Genomic DNA, 25671 nt, shown 5'->3' with positions numbered 1-25671 from the left:
GCCAAGCGCCAAATTAGAGAGAGCCGATATCAGCAATGGTATCGGCTTTTTTGTGTCTGTAATTTACGGCTGTGATGTGATTACTGCGAGTTGGAATTAAAGATCACGAGTTTAAGCAGCTGAACATAAAAAATTACAGACAATAAAAACCAGCCTACGGCTGGCTTTTGTGTGTTTGGGGTTAGCAATGTTTACCATTTAAATGATAAAAACCGTTAATCTTTGCGCTTTTAGTTTCATCTGGGAGTACGTTTTCATATTTCTGTCGCAAAAACCAGCATGTCGTTTTTTCTACATTGCATAGTGAGTTCGTATGCTCCACAATTCCAGTAGGTTATTAGTCTGGAGTTACCGTGTTTAATCTTTATCATTCGAATCAATTAGATATTTTAAAAGAGCTAATGGCTCACTTTATTGCGAAAGATCCACTTGCCGACCCTTTTGTCGAAGAGCAAGTTTTGGTTCAAAGTCCAGGTATGGCGCAATGGGTGAAAATGGAGTTGGCAAAGTCGATGGGCATATCGGCTAATATTACCTTTCCATTACCTGCTTCTTTTATTTGGAAGATGTTCCAAAAGGTATTGCCTGACATTCCCGACAAAAGTGCATTTAATAAAGAGGCTATGTCTTGGAAGTTAATGTTAATACTTCCTGAGTTGTTAGTGCTACCTGAATTCGAATCGTTAAAGCATTATTTAGCGGATGATCAAGATGATTACCGCTTATTTCAACTCTGCCAAAAAATATCGGACACGTTTGACCAATATTTAGTGTACCGACCTGAGTGGATCGCGGGATGGGAAGGTGGTGATAATATGCATGCCGATACTCATCCTTGGCAGCCATTACTATGGCGTGAATTAGTTGCTAAAACAGACGCGTTGGGCCAATCTCATTATCACCGTGCCAACTTATATGATCAATTTATCGCCCGTCTGAATAGTTCGACTTTTGATGCAAAGCTGCTACCTGAACGTATATTTGTATTCGGGGTATCTGCATTACCACCGCGTTATTTAGATGCATTACAAGCACTTGGTATGCATACTGAAATACACTTTATGTTATCGAACCCTTGTCGCTTGTACTGGGGTGATCTGATAGACCCTAAATGGCTGTTAAAGCAACGTACTATGGTTAACCATAACAATGAGAGCCTTGGTATGAGTGATAAAGTGAGCGCTAATGATGAACAAACTGTTCGCGCTCTCTTTGATGAAGATGACGCATTTAAAGTGGGTAATCCACTACTCGCGTCTATGGGTAAACTTGGTCGCGATAATTTAGCGTTATTGACGGGTTTTGGTTGTCAGGAGTTAGATGTTTTTGTGGAACCGACCGATGATGGACTACTTGCAAGTATTCAGCGCGATATTTTAGATTTGGCTGATCGCAGTATGGCAGAGTTTAATGTTTCGCAACAGGATGCCAATACACGCGATAGTCGTTATAAACTCCCTATTAATCCTGCAGACACTTCACTTGAACTACACAGCTGTCATAGTCCAATGCGAGAAATAGAAATATTACATAATAATTTGCTCACTATGTTTTCGGAGAATCCAGATCTTAATCCCCGAGATGTGGTTATCATGATGCCTGATGTAAATGGTTACAGTCCTTATATCCAAGCCGTGTTTGGTGCGATGGACCGTTATGATGAACGGTATATTCCATTTTCTATCTCAGATAGTGGCGCGCAGTATGATAATCCTATTTTACTCAGCTTTTTACAATTACTGGCTCTACCTTTATCACGTTGTAACGTATCTGAATTATTGTCGTTATTAGAAGTACCTGCGGTACTGGCTCGTTTTGCTATTACGCCTGATGAGTTTAACCGATTACGTCAATGGATTGATGAATCTGGTATTCGCTGGGGTTTAGATGAAGATGATGCAACGCGTTTTGACTTACCGGGGATGAAACAAAATACTTGGCTATTTGGCTTACATCGTATGCTGCTAGGTTACGCTTATGGTGGTGATGATATTTATCAAGGCATATTGCCTTATCAAGAAGTGCAGGGGATTGAAGCTGAACTACTCGGTAAATTAGCTCACTTTATTGAAACATTATTAGATAGTCTTACGTCATTACAAGATCCGAAATCGATAGCAGACTGGATCAAGTTAGGTAATACGCTGATAGATAGTTTTTATAAAATTGATGTGGATGATGAGCAATCAATAAAAATGATTCGAGATGCTTTTTCACATTTAGATGAGCAATTAAAAAGTGCCAGTTATGACAAACAAATCACTCCGTTAGTATTACGTGATTATTTAAATAATGCGTTATCACAAGCCGGTGCTAGTCAAAAATTTCTCGCGGGTCAAATTAACTTCTGTACCCTAATGCCGATGCGTTCAATTCCGTTTAAAGTTATCTGTTTGCTTGGTATGAATGATGGTGTTTATCCACGCTCAATTCCGCCAATGGGTTTTGATTTAATGGCTAACGATCATAAACAGGGGGATCGTAGTCGCCGTGATGATGACCGTTATTTATTTTTGGAAGCGTTGATTTCAGCCCAAAGTAAATTATATATCAGCTATATTGGCAGTAGTATTCGCGATAAGAGTGAACGTCTGCCATCAGTGTTAATAACTGAATTATTACAGTATTGTCAGCAAAGTTTTTGTATTACCGGTGATGAGGACTTGTCGCCAGATGAATCCGCGAAAAAATTATTAATACATCTCATTCAGCAGCATGCTTTACAGCCATTTGATGCACGTTATTTTAATCCTGAAGCACCTTGTTCTTTTGCCAAAGAGTGGCTACCTGCGCTCGCCCCTACTGAAGAATTAAGACAATTTCTGACGGAACCGCTGCCTGCGTTAATCCCCAATGATGATATGCAAGAGGTAGAGTTAGCTGAACTATTACGTTTTTATCGCCATCCGACTAAGTACTTCTTTAACCGACGTTTAAAAGTTTATTTTAATCAGGCCAGTCTTGATGTGCTTGATGACGAACCTTTTGATGTTGATAATTTAGAAAAATATCACCTTAAAGCGCAATTGTTGGAAACTGAATTGATGGGTGGCGACATTAGTCTGGTGACTGAACGCTTGGTTGCCTCTGGACGTTTACCACTTGGTCGGTTTGGGCAGATCTCGCTGGATAAAGAAGTGAGCACTGTAAATCAACTTGCTCAGGTATTAATGCCGTTATTAACCAACAATAATGATGATCTCGAAGTCGATATTCCTTTGGTTTCAGGGCGTTTAGTTGGTTGGTTAAAGCAAATATATAACGGTGGTTTAGTACGACATAAACCGAGTGGTTTTAACGGTAAGGATTACCTGCAAGTTTGGCTGGAGCATTTATGTTTCTGTATTAGTATTAAAAATCCAGTAGCGACAACGCTTGTCCACTTAGCGGCGGGTAAACCAGTTGTGCAACGACTTAGAGTCATTGAGCAATCTCGGGCGAGAGAATTACTATTTCAATTATTTGAGGTTTATAACGATGGCTGCTGCCAGCCTTTGGCGTTATTCCCTAAAACTGGCTGGGGTTGGGCAAAAACTAAATGTACAACCGCAGAGCCTGATGATTATAAATTAAGGTCGGAAGCTATATTGAATTTCGAAGGTGGCTATAACCGTATGGGTGAAAATGCCGATGACTATTTACAACGTAGTTTTCCACGCTTAAATGATGAGGTATATACATTAATGTCTGCGTCTTCAGAGTCGGTGTTATTTCCAATATTTGAATACCTAGAGGATGCTGAATAATGGCTGACGTAAATATCCTTAATGCGATGACCTTCCCCCTCTATGGTGAGCGTTTGATCGAAGCATCTGCAGGCACAGGTAAAACGTTTACCATTGCCAGTTTATATTTGCGCTTATTATTGGGTCATGGCGGCGATAATGCTTATAACAAAGAAGGTCAAATTGAAGCATTAAATGTCGATCAAATATTGGTAGTAACATTTACAGAAGCGGCAACGGCTGAATTACGTGATCGTATTCGGGCTCGTATTCATCAAGCACGTATTGCCTTTAGTATTGGCTATAGTGATGATCCGGTGATTAGTCTGTTACTGGCTGATACCCAGGATCAGGATTATGCGCGTTGTGCTAAATCATTATTGGCTGCAGAAAGGCAGATGGATGAAGCGGCTATTTATACCATTCATGGCTTTTGTCAGCGTATGCTGAAGCAAAATGCATTTGAGTCCGGGGCATTATTTGAAAGCGAATTTATTACTGATGAATCGCAGCTAAAATTTAATGCTATTGCTGATTTTTGGCGTAGTCATTTCTATCGTTATAAAGACGGTATGATTGATATGGTGCATAGCTTTTGGTCCTCACCACAAGCACTGCTGCGAGATATTTCGGGGTACTTATCTAATACCGATATCGAGTTTATTGCTAAAACCGGCAGCGATGATATTGAGCAGAGTTATGATAAATTAATTTTATCGATTCAGCAGGTCAAAGACGCATGGTTTACAAATGCCAGTGACCTCTGTGAATTAATTCAAGCGGGTAACTTGAATGGCAATAGTTATCGTGTTGCTAGCGTGGCAAAGTGGCTAAATGAAATGCTCAGTTGGTCGCAATCAGAAACTAAGCAAAATGACTTACCTGATAGTATCGTTAAATTTGCCCAGCATGCTTTAACCGCTAAAACGAAAAAAGGTAAACAACCGCCAGAGCATCAAGTGTTTAGTGATATCGACACTTTATTAACACAGCCATTATCACTTAAAGATTGTTTTATTGTGAAAGCGGTTGAGTACGTGCGTGCTCGTGTGATGAAAACCAAAAATCAATCACAGCTATTGTCTTTTGATGATCTGTTGTCGGGATTATCTGAAGCATTAGTGGGCGATCAAGCTGCGAGTTTAGCTGAATGTATTCGCAGCCAATATCCGATTGCCATGATTGATGAATTCCAAGATACCGATCAGCAGCAATACGATATTTTTAATACTATCTACGGTAAACAAGATGGTGCTGGTTTATTTATGATTGGTGATCCGAAACAAGCTATTTATAGTTTCCGTGGCGCAGATATTTTTACCTATATGCAAGCACGTGAAAATGTTGATGATCATTATACCTTAGCTAAAAACTGGCGTTCTTCGACTGCGATGGTCAGTGCGGTAAACCGTGTGTTTGGGCATGCCAATAAACCTTTCATTTATGAAGACAGTATTAGTTTTCAGCCTGTTGAATCGCAAGGTAAAAGCAAACCTTTGTTATTGAATGGTGTTGAACCTGCAGCGTTACAGCTTTGGTTACACGAAGAAGAAGGTCAGAAAAATATGACCAAGGGCCTCTATCAACAAGTCTATGCCAAAGCGACCGCTAATCAGATCGCGACATTATTAACAGATGCGCAGCAAGGTAACGCGATCTTATCTGGTCGGGCCGTTAAAGCGGGTGATATTGCTGTTCTTGTGCGAACGGGGGCGGAAGCTAAGTTAGTGCGTGACCAGCTTGATGCTTTATCTGTCCCTAGTGTATATATGTCGAACCGTGAAAGTGTATTCGCAACCCGTGAAGCGCGCGAGTTGTATCATATTTTTGCTGCTATTTTGAATCCAGAAGATGAAGGTTTATTACGAGCGGCATTAGCGACCGCTATTTTTGAAAAACCTGCGATAGAGTTAGACCAGCTGAGTAATGATGAAAAAGTCTGGGAACAAACCGTTGCGGAATTTAAGCAATATCAAAATACCCTACAGTGGCAAGGATTTTTACCGGCATTAAGATTGTTACTTAATCAGCAAAATATTGCCGCGATCATGCTCTCAGGGCAAGGTGGTGATAGACGTTTGACTGATGTTCTGCATTTGGGCGAATTACTGCAAGAAGCGAGTTTGGAATTAGATGGCGAGTATAGTCTGTTCCGCTGGTTTGGTGAAAAAATTGAAAACCCAAATAGTGATGCGCAAGAGCAGTTGGTTCGTTTAGAAAGTGAAGCCGATCTCGTACAGGTAGTGACGATCCATAAATCAAAAGGGTTGGAATATAACTTAGTATTCCTGCCGTTTATTTGTGCGACAAGACAAGCATCAACACCACTTTATCACCAAGATGGTCATACTTATGTACATCTTGATTTAGATGATGAAGAAGCGTTAGAGACCGCGAAAGAACAAGCTGACCAAGAACGTCTCGCTGAAGATCTTCGTCTGTTATATGTGGCATTAACGCGGGGTGTTTATGCGACTTGGCTAGGCTTAGGTGCGGTTAAAATGGGTAATTCTCATAATAAAATGCACTTAAATGCGATGGGATATTTATTACAGCAAGGCGAAGAGTGTAAAGATACTGAATTTAAAGCCTGTATCGAAAAACTTGCCGAACAGCAGACTTGTGTTGATGTAGTATCTCCACCGTTAGCGGCGGTAGATGTTTATCAACCCATCGTTGCGCCGCCTGTGGTTTATCAAGCTAAGACGATGACAAACCCGATTAGTAAAAATTGGTGGGTAACGAGTTATTCTGCATTGTCTCGCCATAGTCATGGTAACCGTCATGCTAGTTATGATGCATCGCTAGAATTACCGGGATTCGATGCCGAAGTGGATACCGAAAAAGAAGATGAACAGGAAATAAGTTGGGATATTTTTAGTTTCCCACGTGGTGCTGCGGCCGGGACTTTATTGCATTCGGTGTTTGAACATATTGATTTTGCCAATGTTGACGAAGACATACTCACCGAGCAAATATTACAACTGCTCGAGCGCGAAGGGTATGACTTAGCTTGGCTGCCAGTATTACTTGAACTGGTTAACCAAGTACTGGATTGTCCATTGCAGGATGGTTTTAGTTTACGTCAGTTAACGCCCACCCAGAAAAAAGTGGAGATGGAATTCTTTATGCCAATTTCATCGCTTAACTGTGATGATTTAAATACCTTGATAAAGCAGCATGATGGTCTTTCTCAGCAGGCTGGTGAACTTGATTTTCAGCAAGTGAGTGGCATGTTAAAAGGTTTTATCGATCTGGTGTTTGTTTATGAAGGGCGTTATTACGTGCTGGATTATAAATCGAATCATTTAGGTGACAGCCAAGTAGATTATACCTTTGGTGCGATTAATCAGGTGATGATTGAGCACAGATATGAACTGCAGTACCAACTGTATACCTTAGCGTTACACCGTTTCTTACGTTCACGTATTCCAGATTACAATTATGAGCAACATTTCGGTGGCGTTTATTATTTGTTCTTACGTGGCATGCAAGTCGAAACGGGTGATCAATATGGCGTATTCTTCACTAAACCATCACACGACTTTGTTATGCAGTTAGATGACTTATTTTTAGGAGAACTCGCATCATGAGTGTACTTCATTGTCTCAAAGAATTAGCTAACGAAAATAAAATTCGTCAATTGGATTACCAGTTTGCTCGTTTTATCAGTAATTATGAATCTGATCCCGCTATTATTTTATTAGCTTGCTTAACCAGTTATCAACTGGGCAAAGGGCATGTCTGTATTGATTTAAAAAATATAGACAGCAATGCGTTGTTTGATTTGAATTTAACCCGTTCACATCTGTTACTCGCTGAAGTACCGAGTCGTAGCACTACTTGGCCGACATTATTAGCAAATTCGGTGGTGGTTGGTGAGTCGGCTCCGCTACAGTTTGTGAACGATGCCAATAAATTATATTTACAGCGATACTGGGCTTACGAGTTACAAGTGGCGCAGCAATTAAAAGACTTAGCAAAACAAAGTCAGCAACCCGATTTAAGCGCCAGTCTAAATCGTTTGTTCAAGCGTGATTATGGTTTCCTATTTCCTATACTCGCCAAAGAACGAGAAGCCAATTTTAGTGCGCAAGCATTTGTGGCTAAATATCTTGATGTGGTGAAGAAAGGCCGGATTAGTTGGCAGGATGTTGAGCAGGTATTACTCACGGCTAAAAATGCCCAAGAATTACATGCATTGGATAGTTTAATACCTGAAGCATACTGCTTAAACTGGCAAAAATTATCGGTGGCGGTTGCTGCTACGCGTCACTTTTCAGTTATCTCCGGGGGACCGGGTACAGGTAAAACCACCACAGTAACCAAGTTATTAGCGTTATTAATCGAACAGGGATTATTAGCGCAACAAGCGTTAACCATTAAACTTGTAGCGCCAACGGGTAAAGCCGCTGCACGGTTAACTGAATCGATTGCGGGTGCCAAAGGTAAACTCGATTTACACGTTAGCGTCGCGGATCTTATCCCCGAGCAAGCGGGTACGATACACAGATTATTAGGTGTTATCCCGAATCGACAAGCATTTCGTCATAATAAAGATAATCCCTTACATCTTGATGTGTTGGTTGTAGATGAAGCCTCGATGGTGGATTTACCGCTAATGGCAAAGTTGTTAGCGGCATTACCACCGCATGCACGATTGATACTGTTGGGCGATAAAGATCAGCTTGCCTCGGTAGAAGCGGGTTCTGTATTGGCCGATATTTGTGCCTATGCCGAATCCGGTTATTCGGCAGAGCAAGCTAACTGGTTATCGAAGATTACTGATTATGAACTGAGTCAATATCAAGCCTCTGATGCAACAGCGATTTATGACAGTTTGTGTTTATTACGTAAGAGTTATCGTTTTGATGCCGAATCGGGTATTGGCTGTTTAGCTGGCGCGGTGAATCGAGGTGATCTGAATGAATTTGATCGTGTTTGGGAAAATCAACACGATGATATTCACTTGCACCCGTTATCGACAGAAACTTACGACGGGCTAATCACGATGGCGAAGCAAGGTTATCAAGATTACCTTGCTAAGGTTGTGGTATCACCGAGCGAAGACGAAGCTAAATCAATATTGCGCAGTTTTAATGATTTTCAAATTCTAACTGCGATCAGAGAGGGTGACTTTGGTGTACATGGTTTAAATCAACGTATCGAAAAGGCGTTACAGTCGGCGCGTAAGATCCGTAAAAATAAGTCTGAATGGTATGCGGGTAGACCGATTATGATCACCAATAACGATCATGGCCTTGGTTTATACAATGGTGACATTGGTATTTGCATGCAAGATGACGATGATCGTATGCGGGTTTATTTTGAAATGGCTGACGGTAATGTGCAGTCTTTTCTACCGAGCAGATTGCCGCCACATCAAACTGTCTTTGCGATGACGATCCATAAATCGCAAGGTTCTGAATTTAGACATACGGTAATGATACTACCAAATCGCTTTAATCCAGTGCTAACCAGAGAACTCGTTTATACCGGTATTACCCGTGCAAAAGAGAAGCTAGACATATTTACCAACGTCACTGTACTGAAAAAAGCGATTAAATTACGTACGGAACGCGTGAGTGGATTAATGGCATTACTTAATCAAGATTGATGGATCGGAGATTTAGCCCCTAGATTATCATTTATCCTAAAAAGACACTGCTTTGTTATCGATTTTGCAAACATACACTTAAAAAGTTAGCGTTTGATCACATTTATGGCTAACTTGCTGTGTTATCTTCGCCGCGTTTTTCGTTAACGTATAATGTATTGCTTAAAGCCTTATTAGGAGAGTGTTTTGCTTAAGGATAAAAAAAGTCTAGTTAAAAATATTGGATTTCAAGTTGTAGTCGCTATGATTGTCGGTGCTGCGGTCGGTGCCTTTATGGGTGAAGGCGCTGCTATTTTTGCGCCATTGGGTGCCTTGTTCATTAATCTGATCAAAATGTTAGTGATCCCACTTGTTGCTGTATCGATTATTGCGGGTGCGGCGAATCTAGGTGATAGTCCTTCTGCTGGTAAAATTGGTGTAGGTACATTTGTATTCTTCATGTTGACGTCTGCGATTGCTGTCGCACTAGCGTTAGTGATGGGTACTGTATTTGAACCGGGCGCTGGTGTTGATTTCTCTCAACATGCCGTTGGACTCGTTGCTGTAACTGCTGAGCAGGGTGCACTACCAGGTGTATTTGACACTATTATTGGTATGATCCCCACTAACGTATTTAGTGCGTTAAGCAGTGGTAACATTCTCCAAATTTTAGTATTCAGTATCTTCTTTGGTATTGCGTTAACGAAAGTTGAGCGTAAACGTGCAAAACCAATTATGGATGGCTTAAATACCATTATCGATGCATTCGTTTGGATGATTAACTGCGTGATGATTATTGCCCCAATTGGTGTATTTGGCCTGATGGCGGAATCGGTTGGTACGTTCGGTTTTAGTGCGCTAGCGGTGGTAATGAAACTATTTGTTGTTTATATTGCTGCGACTATTATCTATGGCTTTATATTCTACCCACTTGTTGTGAAATTCTTCTCTGATACGCCAGTACTGAAATTCATGTCTGCGATGAAGAAACCACAAGCGTTAGCATTATCGACGGCGTCATCAATGGCGACATTGCCAGTGACATTGGAAGTATGTGAAAAAGAATTAAAAATTGCTAACTCAACGGCATCGTTTGTATTGCCGTTAGGTGCGACGATCAACATGAGTGGTAATGCTATTTATTACGGGCTAGTGGCCGTGTTCTTTGCACAGATGTTTAACGTTGAATTAGGTATGGCTGCTTATGCTGCAATTATCTTCACATCGACATTAGGTGCGATTGGTCAAGCGGGTGTTCCTGGACCGTCTTTCCTTGTAGTTGCTGTATTATTAGCGGCGGGTATTCCAATCGAAGGCCTACCACTATTATTCGCGTTAGACCGTATTTTTGATATGGTACGTACTGCATTGAATATTACCGGTGATGCTGTTTGTGCAGTAGTAATGGATAAATATAATCCAGAGCATCAAGTAACTAAATAATAAAGACTTAGATAATAAATATTTAAGTTAATAAGATAAGAAGCCACACCCGTTCGGTGTGGCTTTTTTATGCTTGAAATTTATGGTTAATATCTAGTTAGACTTGATTAAATTGACTCAGTACATGCTGAGCTTGTTCATTGATATTTTTGGTGCCATCCAACCAATGTATTTTAGCCCCGTTACGTTCCATCCTTCTAAACCAAGTATCTTGGCGTTTGGCATATTTATGGATCGCGACATTGAGTTTATCAAACATGTTTTCATAACTAATCTTACCCGCAACATACTGACTGACAAATCGATATTCAAGGCCAAAGTATTCTAGTTTTTCATGTGTGACACCTTGCGCTAACAAGCCTTTCACTTCTTTTATCATGCCGTGTTCTAAGCGTTCTTTTAAACGTAGGGTAATACGTTGGCGTAATACACTTCGTTCCCATTTGATCCCAAAATAAAGTGGTTTGATATCAGGTAGAGGGGTTTTAACCGCAGGCGTGGTTAGTGATGTTGCATGCTGGGCTATTTCAATAGCGCGGTATAAGCGTGGTCGCACGGTAATATCGGTTGCTTGATACACATCGCTGTCTAACTCAAGTAAGATTTGTTGTACGGCTTCGAGTGCCATGTCGGCAAACTGTTCACGCTGGCTAATATTTTTATCGACTTGCACAAATTCATAACCAGCAACCACCGCATCTATGTATAAACCAGTACCGCCGACAAGGAGGGGGAATTTACCGCGTTGGTTAATGTCTTTAAATACCTTGAAGAAATCGTGTTGAAATTGAAAGGCGTTATATTCTTTACCGGGTTCGATAATATCAATTAAATGATAAGGTACCTCGCCATATTCAGCTAAATCTTTGCCTGATCCAATATCTAAACCAGTATATACCTGTCGAGAATCACCCGAGATCACTTCCCCGTTTAATTGTTTCGCCAGATCGACACCTAAACGTGTTTTCCCCGATGCGGTCGCACCGAGTACGACGATAAGATTGTATTGTTGTTGAGACATGACATTACCTGAATGAAAAATTACGCTGTGTGCAGGCCGAAATGGTAACTCAAGCTTGCTATGTGACCAATAGTATTTTTCACTTTGTCGTGAAACTTATTTTAATTTAGATGAAATTCAAAGGTTAATTAATGGAATATTGGATAAATCTCAGTTATGCAGTCAAAAAGGTGGTATTTTTTCAAGATTATTCAAATTATACGCTAGATGATTAGGGTTTTAGCGTTATAATCGACTTCTTGTATTGTTACTTATGATCGGAAAAGTTGTAATGTCGCTTAATGCTCATCTTGATGAATTAGATAAAAAAATCCTTAATGCACTCATGGTTAACGCGCGTGTACCTTATGCGGAACTGGCGAAAAAGTTTAACGTAAGTGCGGGTACTATTCATGTACGTGTCGAAAAAATGAAAACAACAGGTGTTATTCTTGGCACTAAAGTTGAAGTTTGCCCGAAAAAGCTCGGTTATGACGTGTGTTGTTTTATTGGTATTAATCTAAAGAGCGCAAAGGATTACCCTTCTGCGTTGGCGCAATTAAAAGCGTTAGATGAAGTCGTTGAAGCGTATTACACAACGGGTAATTACAATATTTTTGTGAAGTTGATGACGCGCTCAATTGATGAACTACAAAAAGTACTGATTGATAAAATTCAACAGATTGAAGAAGTACAATCGACCGAAACATTGATCTCATTACAAAACCCAATTAGTCGTGGTGTTCACCCATAACCTTCACCGCTAATTATAAATGACATAAATGCTATAAGTTAACCTCATCCTGATCAATAATGAGGTTAACGTCAATTTGTTGTATGAAGGAATAACAATGAAATCGCAGGGATTCACTACTCATTTAGTTCATCATGATCACAACCAAAATTTAGAGTTTGGGGCTATTCACGCGCCAATTTATAACTCTGCCACTTATGGTTATGATGACATTCAAGATCTTATCGATATCTTCCAAGGCCGCCAAGCTGGCCAAGCCTATGCTCGTCAAGCTACGCCAACGATTGATATGTTACAAAACATGATCTGCGAAATGGAGCAGGGTAAAGCATCATTATGTTTTAGCTCTGGTATGGCGGCGATTGTCGCGGTATTTTTGACTTTATTAAAAGGTGGCGATCATATTGTTGCCAGCCGTTTCTTATTTGGTAATACCTCAAGTGTATTTGGTACATTAAAAAGTTTTGGCATTGAAGTAACATTAGTTGATGCGACAGATGTGGCTAACGTTGCTGCAGCTTGCCAAGAAAATACGAAAATGGTGTTTGTAGAAACAATTGCTAATCCGGCAACACAAGTTTGTGATTTAGCCGAAATTGGCGAATTGTGTGATGCGAAAGGGCTACTATATGTTGTTGATAATACATTAACATCGGCGTATTTGTTCCAACCTAAAACAGTGAAGTGTCACCTTATTGTTACCTCACTATCAAAATATTTTGGTGGTCACGGAAATGTGATTGGCGGCTCTGTAACAGATACTGGTTTATTTGACTGGTCGCAATACCCGAATATCTTTGAAGCGTACCGTAAAGGTGATCCGGCTATGTGGGGTTATGCGCAAATGAAGAAGAAAGGCTTACGTGATATGGGCGCTTGTCTGAGTTCTGAAGCGGCTGGCCAATTAGCGCTAGGTTCAGAAACGATGGCCCTGCGAATTAAGCAATCGTCAGATTCGACATTGGCTTTAGCATTAATGCTAGAGAATCATCCAAAAGTTGAACGTGTTTATTATCCAGGTTTGGAATCACACCCAGAATATGCCCGTGCTAAATCGTTATTTGGTGCATCTGGGTCGATGTTAAGTCTAGACTTGAAAGAAGGTTTGGATTGTTGCAAATTTTTAAATGCGTTGAAGCTAGTTATTGGCGCGACGCATTTAGGTGATAACCGTAGTTTAGCACTGCCTGTGGCCCCCACCATTTTCCATGAAATTGGCCTAGCAGCAAGACAGGAATCGGGTATTAGTGAGAATATGATCCGCTGTTCAATTGGTATTGAAGATACTGATGATTTACTGGCTGATTTTACCCAAGCACTAGCAAGTCTGTAAGTTTATTAAGCTCGAATATTGAAAGAAAGGCCTAAGTGATCACTTAGGCCTTTTTGTTCGCGTATATAAAATTAGTGAGCTCGGTATTTATTATTATCTAACTATGATCAGCATAATCAAAATCAATTTGTTTATCTTTATGTATTACTCGGCAAGGGCCGTATTCACGCTGAGTAACGGTTGATGCTGTACCTATATGTAAGGTAACGTTATCAAATATACATTTACTTACTTCAATGTTGTGTACGTGAAAATATTGATCTAATTCAAGTTGTAGCTGCTGTAATTCTATTTCATTATTCACACGTTGTTGGTTAAACCTATTTTTTTCATACAGCATTTCTTTGATTTCAGTCACGACACCGTGATCATGTTTCCATTTATCTTTTGGCGGTAAATTATTAATTTTGATCCACAGCAAATCATCTTCTTCAACTAACGTTTTTAATTCTAGGCTACGGTTTTGTACTTGCACCCGAATTTCATCTTCTTGCATGGCACAAAAAATTTCAGTTTTGGTGCCTGACATCGCTCCGATGTTGACTACAACAATGCCATTATTCGCATTTACAGTGCCGCCAACGATATCACCATGGCGGTTAAAACCATCGCTCACGGTAAGTTTCCCTTTAGTATGGGTAACACTGTGTAATAACTGCTTGGTGATGGTAATGTTCCCAACGGCAGTTAACTCGGAGTATTGCACAAACTGAGCGCGTATTTGTCCTTGTGCTTTAATCTTGGTAGCGAGCTGTTGATTGTTACTCTTATTTGTTAATTGACGGCCTAAGATGCCTTTATTGACGATAACATCGCCTGCAGCTTCCAAGGTTGCGGAGTCAACAAACCCCATAACAGTTATATCGCCACTACTTTTCACTATCATCTCGGCGTCAACATCACCTGTGATTAAAATGCTACCTTTAAATGTAATATGACCTGTGCTTACATCGACATTTTTGATCGTTAGCATATCATCAATTTGTAATACGCCCCTGACCTCTACGGCTTGTCCTGTCATGGTTGCAAGTAGTCTTAATGGATTTTTTGGGTCGATACAGGTGCCCGGACCCGCTTGTAGCTTAGTGTCTTTACCTGACTTTGGTAATAGCTCTTTACCGAGTAAGTTGAATCCTTTGGTACCATTATCTGCCGGTATTTTTTCGATGAGTACGTCGTTAGTTTTAACCATGTTTATTTCACCAAGGTTACGCATATCAACATTACCGTCAGCTTTTATCTGTGGTTGTAATAATCGTTCTCGGGCTAATGATACTTGGCGTTTCAATTCAGCATCTTTACCATGAATTGGGAGCTGGCCTTCGGCAACTGTAATCTTAACTCGTTCACCAGGTGATAGGCTTGAGAGTTGTGTAAGTTGTTCAGTTATTTTTTGTTTATCAATACCAAGGTGGATGTTGCTGTTATTGAGTTCAGCTAAAATATCATCAATTGAAATTTGGTTATCACCCCAGCCCGCCGTTAAATTCATCTCTGCTTGCATGCTGTCTTCACTGAGGCTGATATCAATTTTACAATTATTACGCTCTGCGAGAATAAAGGTAAACTCTTCAGTGCCAGCGCGTTTATCCGCGAATTTATTTATTTGGGTGACGGCTTCTTCAAGATTCGCAAGAATAGGGGATAGTTGATTGAAAGGCTCAACATTCAGTAATTCAAGTAAATCGGCTAGTGCGAGTGGCGCGTGTTTATTTGGGATCAGGCGGACTTCGGCTTGGTTATCATCTTCGCTTAGCCTAATTAATGTTGAGTCCAGCATACAAGGTCCTAAAGTATTATCGTTGATATTAGGGGGTAGTTACGTTCCAGTATAACAGCATAAACTTTATCTAAAGTAGCATTAACTTATTGAAATGCTCGGTTTAGTGATCTAAAACTTACTTTCTAGGTGTACATGCTTATTGTGTTGAAAATCGTGATATTTTTGATTGATCACTCTAATTTAGGCGTCATTTTAAATGTTATTCCAGTTTATTATAATGTTCTGAATCTTCTGTCTAGTTTATCCTTATTGAAGTACATTATTCTTCATTTTATTTTGTGAACTGACTATATTTGGCATTTTTCGACATTATTTAGTGGTTTGTTTTTTATTAAAATATATGTCGAAGGGCGTCAAACAATATTAATTCCTGGTAGATGTACATTTCTCTTATTGCAAATAGACTGGATATTTTTAGTTCTGTGCATTTACTTGTTGTGATAAGGCTGGCGTGGTATTATCCGCACCCGTTAATTATACTGTTGTTGCCCGGTCGCAGGCAGCAGTTAAAAGACGCTTACTTATCTGGATTTTAGTCCAGATCTAAATATTACTACTACTTATTAGGAAAAGATTATGTCTTTCACTTTTGAAGCAAAAGTACGTTCAGACCTTGGGAAAGGTGCGAGCCGCCGCCTACGTCACGCTAACAAATTCCCTGCTGTAATCTACGGTAAAGGCGAAGAAGCTATCTCTATCGAATTAGAGCACGATGTTGTTAACAACGCACAGCGTAACGAAGAGTTCTTCTCTTCTGTAATCACGCTTGTTGTTGATGGTACTGAAATGGCTGTTACAGTTAAAGCGCTACAACGCCATGCGTTCAAGCCAAAATTACAACACATTGACTTCATCCGTGCTTAATAACGGGTTGTTATAATGTGATAAGGGCGCCATGTTGATGATTCAACATGGCGCTTTTTTTACGGTTTTTTACAGACTATCTGTGCAATAGCGCGGTTAGGATTACGTTCAATCCCTTCAAAATAATGCAAACATTCCCAGTCACTGAACATCGCTTTCAATTCTCCCAACTGTAATAGAAATGCATCACGATTAGGTCGACCAAATTGTCTGTTCTCGACAGTGAAAGTTTCATAGATCACAATACCGCCAGAACATACTGCTTGCTTGATTGCGTCAATGAGTGGACGGTGTAAATATCGAAATACCACTATGCCTTGATAGTGATTAGCGGGTAATTGTTGTTCACCATGTTCAAAGTCAACCTGCCAGCATTGCTCGGTACTCACACCCGATACAGCCGCTATACTCGTTAATGCAGTCTGGTTTTGATCGGCAAAAATAGTGGGTATTTGCTGTTGATGCAGATACAAACCATTGTGACCCGCGCCACAGGCTAAATCCAATACAGGTTTACCTGACGGCTGGAACAGCGTGCTGTATTGTTGTAATAGTGCAGATGCTGTCATATAAACCTCTTAAGCGAGAGCTAACCACGACATCACATCATGGCTTTTTGCGACACCCAGAATATAAGCAAAAATTGCTACCGCAGCCACACTTGCCCATAAACGTATGATAGCTGTCTTACCGCGTTTAATTGCAATTGTACCCACGATAATATAAGCGATAAGGCCGATTAACTTTGCCGTTAACCAAGCATCTGCAAACGGATATTGTTGGATTGTCATCATTAAGTGACCCGCTAACAAGATAAGCAGCGTATCAATGATGTGCGGTAATATTTTGATTACCTTATTTTGTAATAATGCAGATTCTGTGACCGATAAAATTGAACGAAAAATAAAGAAAGTGATACTAAGATAAGCCATGCCCATGTGCATGTGTTTAACAAATGCGTAATCCATTTTAATTGCCCATTGTAAAAAGTGATGTGATTAAATCGATTAAGGGGGATAAATTTAATATCCACCTTAATATGCGTGTTAGTGACGTCTTCGGCGAGAAGTATATCTAATTATGGCGGGGTTAGATAATTAATGAGGTATACATACATTTTTAATTTTATATCTTAAGACAGGTGACTTAAGATAGGTGTAGTGTAAAAATTTGGAACTTATTGAATGCGATTTTATATTTTAATCTGCCTATTACTTTCTTCTTTCGTTTATGCGGAACAAAGTGCTAGTGCATTTGATCCTGCGGCGAAAGTCGCGACGGCGCAGTTACTATCAACGGCGAATGGCGTTAACGGCGCAACGATATTGTCTATGGGGTTAAAAATAACCTTAGATGATGAGTGGAAAACCTATTGGAGTTCAGCTGGGCTAGCCGGAGCACCACCGAGTATTGACTGGCAAGGATCTGAAAACTTAGCGGATGTTGAATGGTTATGGCCGGTACCGCAGCGCATGATGGTGTATGATGTTGAGACTTATGGTTACAAACACGAAGTTATTTATCCTCTGCAAGTTACCGTTATTGATCCCAGTAAAGGCTTATCGTTACAAGCTAAAACGACCATTTTAGTGTGTCGTGAAGTGTGCATACGTGTTCAAGTGAATCTGGTATTAAATCTCCCCGCGACAGCAAGCAGCATTGATAAAGCCTCAAGTGCGCAGCTACAGCCTTACGTCGCTAATGTTCCGGTGGATATTAGTGCCACGTCGGCTTCTATCCAACAGCTCGGCTGGGACAGTGCATCATCGCAATTATTAATTGAAGTGGCAGGGTTAACAACGCCAGTGCTTGATGGTTTTGTTGAAGGTGTCGATTTTACTTTATTTAGTCAGCCTCAAATCAGCCAGCAAGATGGGGTGACGCGTTTAATTATACGAGTTGAAGACATGGCGGGCACACCTGCTCGATTAGATCCTCAACAAGCGTTAAAAGTGACGCTAACCAATGCACACGGGGGTATTACATTTACCGATACCATTAAACCCACCGTGATTGAACAAACCTTACCAAGTTGGATATACATGTTGCTGCTGGCAGTTGTTGGTGGTTTGATTCTTAATTTAATGCCGTGTGTATTACCGGTATTGTCGATTAAATTATTAGGTGTGGTCGAATCGGTCAGTGAATCGAGTGCGCAACGACGGGTTAACTTTTTATTAAGCGCAGCTGGTATTTTTGTGGCGTTTTGGTTGCTGGCATTATTATTTATAGGCTTGAAGTATTTTGGTATTGGTTTTGGCTGGGGAGTGCAATTCCAGTCGGCCGCATTTTTATTGATCATGATCCCGGTATTGTTGTTATTTGCATTAAATCTATTAGATAAATTTGATGTGCAGTTACCACAAAGTTTAATGGATAGGCTGTCTGGTTCTAATAAGGGGCATTTTTATCAAGGTATCTTTGCGGTGTTATTAGCAACGCCTTGCTCTGCGCCTTTTTTAGGTACCGCGGTTGCCTTTGCCTTAGCTGGCTCAAGCTGGCAGATTATGGTGATATTTAGTGGTTTAGCTTTGGGTTTATCACTGCCATATTTACTTATCGCGATGTGGCCGAATAGCGTGAAAGTAATGCCAAAGCCGGGTCTGTGGATGGTGCGCTTTCGTCAGTTTCTAGCAGCCTTACTGTGCGCGACGTTAGTGTGGTTGATTTGGCTGCTGAAAGCACATTTAAGCATGATGTTGTGGGTTACTTTTAGTGTCATTATTTGTGCTATGGTGATTCTCTTAATCGTGAAACCTGGCCCTAAATCGCTCGTCACGACATTTGCAATATATCTGCTGTTGGCGAATACCATTATTTGGTCGCCAGAATCCGTGACGTTATTACAGCGTAGCGATATTCAGTCTGAATCAGAAATACATTGGCAAGTATTTGAGCCAGAAAAGATTGCGGGATATGTAGCAGAAGGAAAAACCGTGTTTATCGATATTACCGCTGATTGGTGTATTACCTGTGTGGTGAATGAACGTGCAGTATTGCAACGCACTGATATTATCGCCCGCTTAAATGCGAATAACGTTGTGGCGATGAAAGGTGACTGGACTAAGCCCGATAGTCAAATTGAAGCGTATTTAAAACGCCATGGCCGTTATGCGATCCCATTTAATCAGGTGTTTGGTCCGGCATTACCACAAGGGAAGCTATTACCTGAGTTATTAACGAAAGATACTGTCACTATCGCACTGGTGCAGGCTGGGCAGTAGTTAAGACACATTATTGCGTTATTGTGGCATGATAATGGAGTAAGGCAAAAAAACGGATGTAAACTAAACGCCTGTTTTTTTGTCTTGCAGTTCGATTATTTTGCTGTTCTAATTGCGCTCTTCTGAATTTATACAAGACTCATTTTATTGTTGAACCAAGAGATTAACGGATTTATTGAACCGTTAAGTTGGCGAACAGATAAAATAGATACACGATGAAAACAGTTACTGAAACTTTAGCGCAGCCACGTTTAAACCGTGAAATGCGCCTGCAAAATGCAATGATCACTATGTACTGTAAACAGCATCATGTTTACCAAGGTAAAGTGTGTCGTGAGTGCGAACGTTTACAACAAATGACCGCGCGTAAACTGGCATTTTGTGAAAGTGGTATAGAAAAACCCACCTGTGCAACCTGCACTGCTGTATGTTATACCCCTGTTGTCTCCAAACAAGTAAAGACTATTTCTCGTTGGGGCCGCCTGCGCATTTGGTTTCGTCATCCTATTCTCATGTCATTATATTGTTTTGATAGCCTCAAACCAAGTCAAATGCCAAAACCTAAATTACTAAATCTGTAGCTGACTGATGTGTAAATTGGAAGTTTAATCGTTGCTTTAACTTCTCGTTGGCAATGATGCAATGTGGTTTGCTGTTCTTAGCTGTAAAGCTTGGAATAGTAATACCCAGTTGTTTAGCTGCTTGCTGATAGAAATCTTGTCTGCTGGGATGGTGATCGCAACAGGCATTGAATACTTCTCCCCAACATTGTTGTTTGATCACTTGCTCAATGACCCCAACGGCATCATGTTGATGAATCAGGTTTACTGGTGATTCTCCTGCGTCAAAGATATGTCCATCGGTACTCTTTTTCGATAAACTTCGCGTTGGATTTCTATCTTCGCTAATAAGCCCTGCAAAGCGGATAATGGTGCAATCAATATTTTGTTGTTGCTGAATTAACTGTTCTGCCGCATACACAGTACTGCTTGAATTTAAGGGGGATGTTTCGGTCAATGCTTGGTCTGTTTTGTGATAAATGCTGGTGGAACTAATAAAAATAAATTTGCCCACTTGGTATTTTTTGAGTAGCGCTAACAACTGTTCAATTTGCACCGCTAATGGTGCATTTGCATGATTGCCTCTACTGGCTGGCAACAGGCAAATTGCAATATCTTTATTGCTTAACAAGCTTGCCCAATCACCTTGTGGTTCATCGCTAAGGGTGGCGCTTACTGCTGGAATACCTTGAGAAACTAAACTTGCCGCTTTTTCGGTATGGCTACAACTGACTGTAAGCTGATAGTCTTGCGATAATAACTGTCGTGCTAGCGGTTTACCTAACCAGCCCGCGCCTATGATCGCAATTTTCGGTTGTTTATTTGTGCTCATATCCGTTGCCTGTATTATCTAGTTAGATACAAGCGTAACGATTTTTGGTTATAATAGCGATTGATAATCTGTCGTTACATAAACTAAAGAGAAAACCATGAGTAGATCTACAGATAGCTGGGCTATCGTGCATATTGATGATTCGTACAATGCATCAGTATTAGGCAGCAGAGGCACTAAGCTACACTGGTGTAATAGCCGCGAACAGGCCGTTGAGTTTATTTATGATGAGTATCTAGATATTTTGGCTGACACCGGCGAAATGGACGGCGAGTTAGTTTATGCAGCAAAACAGCGCTTTAAAGTACTGCAAGAACAAGCGTACTCAGATGCGGAATGGATCGAAAACGTGAATGAGTTAACGGTCGATTTACGCCATATTATTTGGTTTGGCAGCATTGCCGAAATGGCCGAATTAAACAATGAATTTGCGTGTGCAGTGCGTGAAGTATATTGGGAAGAGTTCGGTGAGTATGATGAAGATGATCCGAGTGCATATGTTCCTGAAGATGAATGGTTAAACCTTTCTGAGGCTTTAGTTGAATATTTAGGCCGCGCAATCGTGTAATTTAATCACGCTGCTTATCGATAACAGATTAACGTATCCGTTTCCGTTTAATACGTTAATCTATTCTCACTTATATCCCCCATTTTTAAGTCATAGACTTACACGTCGAAATTAGCTACATTAACTGTTTATTCATACAGTCCGTAATTGCTAATATCATGAAACTTTATATTGCCGAAAAACCCAGCCTTGGTCGTGCTATTGCCGATGTATTACCTAAACCCCATAAAAAACAACAAGGTTATATTGAAGTAGGTAACGGAGATGTGGTGTCTTGGTGTATTGGCCATTTACTCGAACAAGCAGAGCCGGATGCATACGATGAAGCGTTTAAAAAATGGCGGTTAGAACACCTGCCGATCGTACCTGAAACCTGGCAACTGAAGAAAAAACCCAATACCAGTAAACAACTGACCGTATTAAGAGGGCTGGTTAAAAAGGCCACGAGTCTTGTGCATGCTGGCGATCCGGATCGAGAAGGGCAATTGTTGGTGGATGAGGTGATTGAATTTCTTAAAACCCCCGCGAAAAAGAAAAATACTGCCCAACGTTTATTGATCAGCGACCTTAACCCGGCAGCAGTGACAAAAGCCCTGAATAATATGCAACCAAACAGTGACTTTATTCCTTTATCGGTGTCGGCATTAGCGCGCTCGCGTGCAGATTGGTTATATGGCATGAATATGACTCGGGCTTATACGCTACAGGGGCAAAAAGTTGGTTACCAAGGTGTGTTGTCTGTCGGGCGCGTACAAACCCCGATTTTGGGTTTAGTGGTGAGACGTGATATCGAGATCGCTAACTTCGTCAGTAAACCTTTTTATGAAGTGTTGGTGCATTTACAAACCCAGCAGCAAGAGATGTTCACCGCTAAGTGGAAACCGAGTGAAGCTTGTCGTCCGTATATGGATGAAGACGGTCGGGTACTGGTAAAAAAACTGGCTGAGAATGTAGTTAGTCGCGTCCAGGGCCAAACGGGCGAAGTCACTAAGTTGGAAAAGAAAAATAAACAACAAGCCGCGCCACTGCCATATAACCTTTCTTCACTGCAAATTGATGGTGCGAAACGTTTTGGTATGAGTGCACAGCAAGTATTAGATACCTGCCAAGCATTGTACGAACGCCATAAACTCATTACTTATCCACGTTCAGACAGTCGTTATTTACCCAAGGAACATTACGGGCACCGTGGTAGTGTGATTAGCGCAATAGCCAAAACCAGTGGATCATTGCAGCAAGCGGCCTTAAATGCCGATCAAGGCTTACGTAGCAAAGTCTGGAATGACAGTAAGGTTGAGGCCCACCATGCTATTATCCCCACCGAAAAAAGCAGCAGTGTAGAGCGTCTCAATAGCAGTGAAAAAAACATTTATGAATTAGTCGCAAGGCAATATTTGTGTCAATTTTATCCGCCTTATGAATACGCAGATACGGTTGCAGAAATAACTATCGCAGGTGGTTTGTTTATCGCCAAAGCCAAAATGACCTTAAAACAAGGCTGGAAAATATTATTTCCGAAATCAGCAACAAGTAATGCCAAGCAAACTGAAGCTGAGAAAGAATTAGCCGCGCAATTACCGACCATTAAACAAGGTGAACAGGTATTATGCCAACACGCTGAGTGTGTTGAAAAACAAACTCAACCACCGAAACATTTTAGTGATGCCACTTTACTTGCGGCGATGACCGGGATCTCTCGTTATGTCAAAGACAGTGAGATCCGCAAGATCTTAAAAGACACCGATGGGCTCGGCACCGAAGCCACGCGTGCGGGGATTATTGAATTATTATTTAGACGTAACTTCTTGGTACGTAATAACAAACTTATTTTATCCACAGACGCGGGTAAAGGCTTGATTAATGCTTTACCTGAATCGGCGACCTTACCGGATATGACTGCTCAATGGGAATCTGTACTTGATGGTATCAGTAAAAAAGAAGCCAGCTACCAGCATTTTATGGGCGGTTTATTACAACAGCTAGCAGGCATGATTGAGCAGGCTAAAGCAACGCTACCTGATGGTTTACGTGGTCTTTCAAGCGGCAAACCAGCAGGTGGACGGTTTAAGAAAAAACCAGCCAAAAAACGGACTTATAAAAAATCATGATCGAAAACTGATAGCGATTCCCGTATTTATATAAGGCGGTGCTGCATTTAGATCAAATTGTGCCGCTATTGTGATAATTCTGTGATGAACAATTTGCTTAAATAGCTCATGATTAGTATATGGGAAGTTAACCAAGCAGGTAACGGAATGATTATTAAGTGTAAAAAAAAATCTCAAGCAAGTGAAAATGATGTTGTTGCGGAACCTGTTTATCAGCAACGTCGACAATTCCTCAAGCAATTAGGCCTTGCTGGTGTTGGTTTGGCCGCTGCGAGTCCAGCACAAGCCAGCATCTTCGATATTTTTGATAGCGGTAAGAAAAAAGCCCGCAGTCAGGCGTTTGTGCAATCGCCATTGACACTCATTGGCAGTAAAGATTACGCCGATGGTGAGATCTGGACGCCTGAGAAAAAAGTACTGTCACATAATAATTTTTATGAGTTTGGCACGGCGAAAACAGACCCACAAAAAAATGCTCAGAATTTTAAAGTTGAGCCATGGACGTTGACGATCACCGGTGCGGTGGAAAAAGAAATTACTTTCGGCTACGATGATTTATTTAAAGTGGCGGATTTGGAAGAGCGGATTTACCGTATGCGTTGTGTGGAAGCTTGGTCGATGGTGATCCCGTGGACAGGTTTTTCACTAGCGGAAATTATCAAAAAAGCCAATCCAACATCAAAAGCTAAATATGTCGCGTTTGAAACCTTATATGATCCGGAACAAATGCCGGGACAAGCATCTTCTTATTTAGGCGGTAGTCTGGATTGGCCCTATGTTGAAGGATTGCGTATTGATGAAGCGATGCATCCGTTAACTATCTTGTCTGTTGGTGCGTTTGGTAAAACCCTCGCGCCGCAAAATGGTGCGCCTATTCGTTTAGTTGTGCCGTGGAAGTATGGTTTTAAAGGCATTAAATCAATTGTTAAAATTCACTTACTCGAACAAGAACCACCAACCACTTGGAATCGCCTTGCTGCACGTGAATATGGTTTTTATGCTAACGTGAATCCTGCTGTAGACCATCCGCGTTGGAGCCAAGCATCAGAGCGTCGTATCGGTAATGGCAGCATTTTTACATCTAAACGCATAAAAACATTACCTTTCAATGGCTACGCTGACGAAGTTGCTGACCTGTATCGTGGGATGGATCTGAAGAGGTACATTTAATTATGCCAATGCTGACCTACAAGCATATGCCGTATCTGAAGGCTTATATTCATGTACTGGCCATTATGCCATTAGTATATCTCGGGTTAGCAATTGATGCTGATGCATTGGGTGGCGACCCTGTGCAAGCAGTGATCCATTTTTTGGGTAAAGGCGCATTAAATTTATTACTCGCCACCTTGGTTATTTCACCTTTGGCAAAGCGCTACAAAGAAGGGTTGTTGATCTCAACCCGTCGCCTGGTCGGTTTATACTGTTTCTTTTATGCAACGCTACATTTAGTTGCTTTTGCTTGGCTAGATTTAGGCTGGGATCTAGGTTTATTTTTCCAAGAATTGGTAAAACGCCCGTATATCTGGCTAGGCATGATCGCGTTTATAATTTTACTGCTGTTAGCGTTAACTTCGCCAATGTGGATACGTCGTAAAATGCGGAGGAATTGGCAAAAGTTACACAATTTCATATATTTATCTGCAGTTTTAACCCCCGTTCATTATTATCTGTCGGTGAAGTCCGGCTGGATTGAACCCATTATATATGCTTTTTTAGTGATACTCCTGCTATCTAGTAGACGAAAATAGCGCACCGCTGTGTTTAGTTACAATTTGACACTAAAAAAATACTTATTTGTTTTATAAAATAACCTTTCCTTGATCTGCTGCAATTAATCTTTCTTGACCTTGCTTTACACTGTCCTAAACTCTAATTTTA

General features: G+C 40.8%; 18 protein-coding genes. 13 read left to right on the top strand and 5 right to left on the bottom strand.

Going from position 1 to position 25671, the window contains the following annotated elements:
- Positions 1-353 precede the first annotated feature (353 nt).
- The 4 genes from recC to AKG98_RS16620 all read left to right on the top strand — a co-directional run bounded on the left by recC (position 354) and on the right by AKG98_RS16620 (position 10764).
- Positions 354-3746 carry an exodeoxyribonuclease V subunit gamma gene (gene recC / locus AKG98_RS16635; RefSeq protein WP_067048388.1) on the top strand — a complete coding sequence of 1131 codons (3393 nt, stop codon included), beginning with the start codon at positions 354-356 and terminating at the stop codon, positions 3744-3746.
- Positions 3746-7318 carry an exodeoxyribonuclease V subunit beta gene (recB, locus tag AKG98_RS16630; protein WP_067048386.1) on the top strand — a complete coding sequence of 1191 codons (3573 nt, stop codon included), beginning with the start codon at positions 3746-3748 and terminating at the stop codon, positions 7316-7318. The genes recC and recB overlap by 1 nt, the downstream gene beginning before the upstream one ends.
- A complete protein-coding gene (recD, locus tag AKG98_RS16625; protein ID WP_067048384.1) occupies positions 7315-9342 on the top strand; it encodes an exodeoxyribonuclease V subunit alpha in 2028 nt (675 codons plus the stop codon). The genes recB and recD overlap by 4 nt, the downstream gene beginning before the upstream one ends.
- Positions 9343-9528: 186 nt before the next feature.
- Positions 9529-10764: a dicarboxylate/amino acid:cation symporter gene (locus AKG98_RS16620; RefSeq protein WP_067048382.1), complete on the top strand. Its 1236-nt coding sequence runs from the start codon at positions 9529-9531 to the stop codon at positions 10762-10764.
- Between the two features lie 97 nt (positions 10765-10861).
- Here AKG98_RS16620 and miaA read toward each other — a convergent pair whose 3' ends face one another.
- The gene (gene miaA, locus AKG98_RS16615; RefSeq protein ID WP_067048379.1) at positions 10862-11785 is read right to left on the bottom strand and encodes a tRNA (adenosine(37)-N6)-dimethylallyltransferase MiaA; all 924 of its coding nucleotides are present in this window, start codon (positions 11783-11785) and stop codon (positions 10862-10864) included.
- 271 nt (positions 11786-12056) lie between these two features.
- On the opposite strand from miaA, the gene asnC reads away from it, so the two are divergent.
- Both asnC and AKG98_RS16605 read left to right on the top strand, forming a co-directional pair.
- Positions 12057-12518 carry a transcriptional regulator AsnC gene (gene asnC / locus AKG98_RS16610; protein ID WP_067048377.1) on the top strand — a complete coding sequence of 154 codons (462 nt, stop codon included), beginning with the start codon at positions 12057-12059 and terminating at the stop codon, positions 12516-12518.
- A 97-nt stretch (positions 12519-12615) separates the two neighbouring features.
- Positions 12616-13851 carry a cystathionine gamma-synthase family protein gene (locus AKG98_RS16605; RefSeq protein ID WP_067048374.1) on the top strand — a complete coding sequence of 412 codons (1236 nt, stop codon included), beginning with the start codon at positions 12616-12618 and terminating at the stop codon, positions 13849-13851.
- A gap of 97 nt (positions 13852-13948) precedes the next feature.
- Here AKG98_RS16605 and AKG98_RS16600 read toward each other — a convergent pair whose 3' ends face one another.
- Positions 13949-15631: a DUF342 domain-containing protein gene (locus AKG98_RS16600; protein ID WP_067048371.1), complete on the bottom strand. Its 1683-nt coding sequence runs from the start codon at positions 15629-15631 to the stop codon at positions 13949-13951.
- A gap of 579 nt (positions 15632-16210) precedes the next feature.
- Between AKG98_RS16600 and rplY the strand changes: the two genes are divergently transcribed.
- On the top strand, positions 16211-16498 hold the full coding sequence (gene rplY, locus AKG98_RS16595; RefSeq protein WP_067048368.1) for a 50S ribosomal protein L25: 288 nt from the start codon (positions 16211-16213) through the stop codon (positions 16496-16498).
- Between the two features lie 59 nt (positions 16499-16557).
- Here the strand turns inward: rplY and AKG98_RS16590 are convergent, their stop codons facing one another.
- Together AKG98_RS16590 and AKG98_RS16585 are read right to left on the bottom strand one after the other, a co-directional pair.
- Positions 16558-17067, bottom strand: a complete 510-nt coding sequence (locus AKG98_RS16590; protein WP_067048366.1) for a methyltransferase domain-containing protein — start codon at positions 17065-17067, stop codon at positions 16558-16560.
- 9 nt (positions 17068-17076) lie between these two features.
- A complete protein-coding gene (locus AKG98_RS16585; protein WP_067048364.1) occupies positions 17077-17466 on the bottom strand; it encodes a SirB2 family protein in 390 nt (129 codons plus the stop codon).
- Between the two features lie 216 nt (positions 17467-17682).
- Between AKG98_RS16585 and AKG98_RS16580 the strand changes: the two genes are divergently transcribed.
- Positions 17683-19722 (top strand): protein-disulfide reductase DsbD, encoded by a 2040-nt coding sequence (locus AKG98_RS16580; protein ID WP_067048362.1) that lies wholly within the window; start codon positions 17683-17685, stop codon positions 19720-19722.
- A 215-nt stretch (positions 19723-19937) separates the two neighbouring features.
- Positions 19938-20303 (top strand): nitrous oxide-stimulated promoter family protein, encoded by a 366-nt coding sequence (locus AKG98_RS16575; protein WP_067048359.1) that lies wholly within the window; start codon positions 19938-19940, stop codon positions 20301-20303.
- On the opposite strand, the gene AKG98_RS16570 is transcribed toward AKG98_RS16575, so the two are convergent.
- Positions 20284-21114: an NAD(P)H-binding protein gene (locus AKG98_RS16570; protein ID WP_067048357.1), complete on the bottom strand. Its 831-nt coding sequence runs from the start codon at positions 21112-21114 to the stop codon at positions 20284-20286. The two genes, AKG98_RS16575 and AKG98_RS16570, sit on opposite strands and share 20 nt — an antisense overlap.
- A gap of 97 nt (positions 21115-21211) precedes the next feature.
- On the opposite strand from AKG98_RS16570, the gene AKG98_RS16565 reads away from it, so the two are divergent.
- The 4 genes from AKG98_RS16565 (at position 21212) to msrQ (ending at position 25541) form a co-directional block, all read left to right on the top strand.
- Complete coding sequence (locus tag AKG98_RS16565; RefSeq protein WP_067048355.1) at positions 21212-21682, top strand: hypothetical protein; 471 nt, start codon at positions 21212-21214, stop codon at positions 21680-21682.
- Positions 21683-21840: 158 nt separating this feature from the next.
- Positions 21841-23790 (top strand): DNA topoisomerase III, encoded by a 1950-nt coding sequence (locus tag AKG98_RS16560; protein WP_067048353.1) that lies wholly within the window; start codon positions 21841-21843, stop codon positions 23788-23790.
- A gap of 147 nt (positions 23791-23937) precedes the next feature.
- A complete protein-coding gene (gene msrP / locus AKG98_RS16555; protein ID WP_067048351.1) occupies positions 23938-24960 on the top strand; it encodes a protein-methionine-sulfoxide reductase catalytic subunit MsrP in 1023 nt (340 codons plus the stop codon).
- Positions 24961-24962: 2 nt separating this feature from the next.
- Positions 24963-25541 (top strand): protein-methionine-sulfoxide reductase heme-binding subunit MsrQ, encoded by a 579-nt coding sequence (msrQ, locus tag AKG98_RS16550; RefSeq protein WP_067048348.1) that lies wholly within the window; start codon positions 24963-24965, stop codon positions 25539-25541.
- The last annotated feature ends 130 nt before the right edge of the window (positions 25542-25671 follow it).

This window comes from Moritella sp. JT01, from assembly GCF_001574435.1.
Classification (GTDB): Bacteria; Pseudomonadota; Gammaproteobacteria; order Enterobacterales; family Moritellaceae; genus Moritella.
This window is presented reverse-complemented; position numbering and strand designations above follow the sequence as displayed.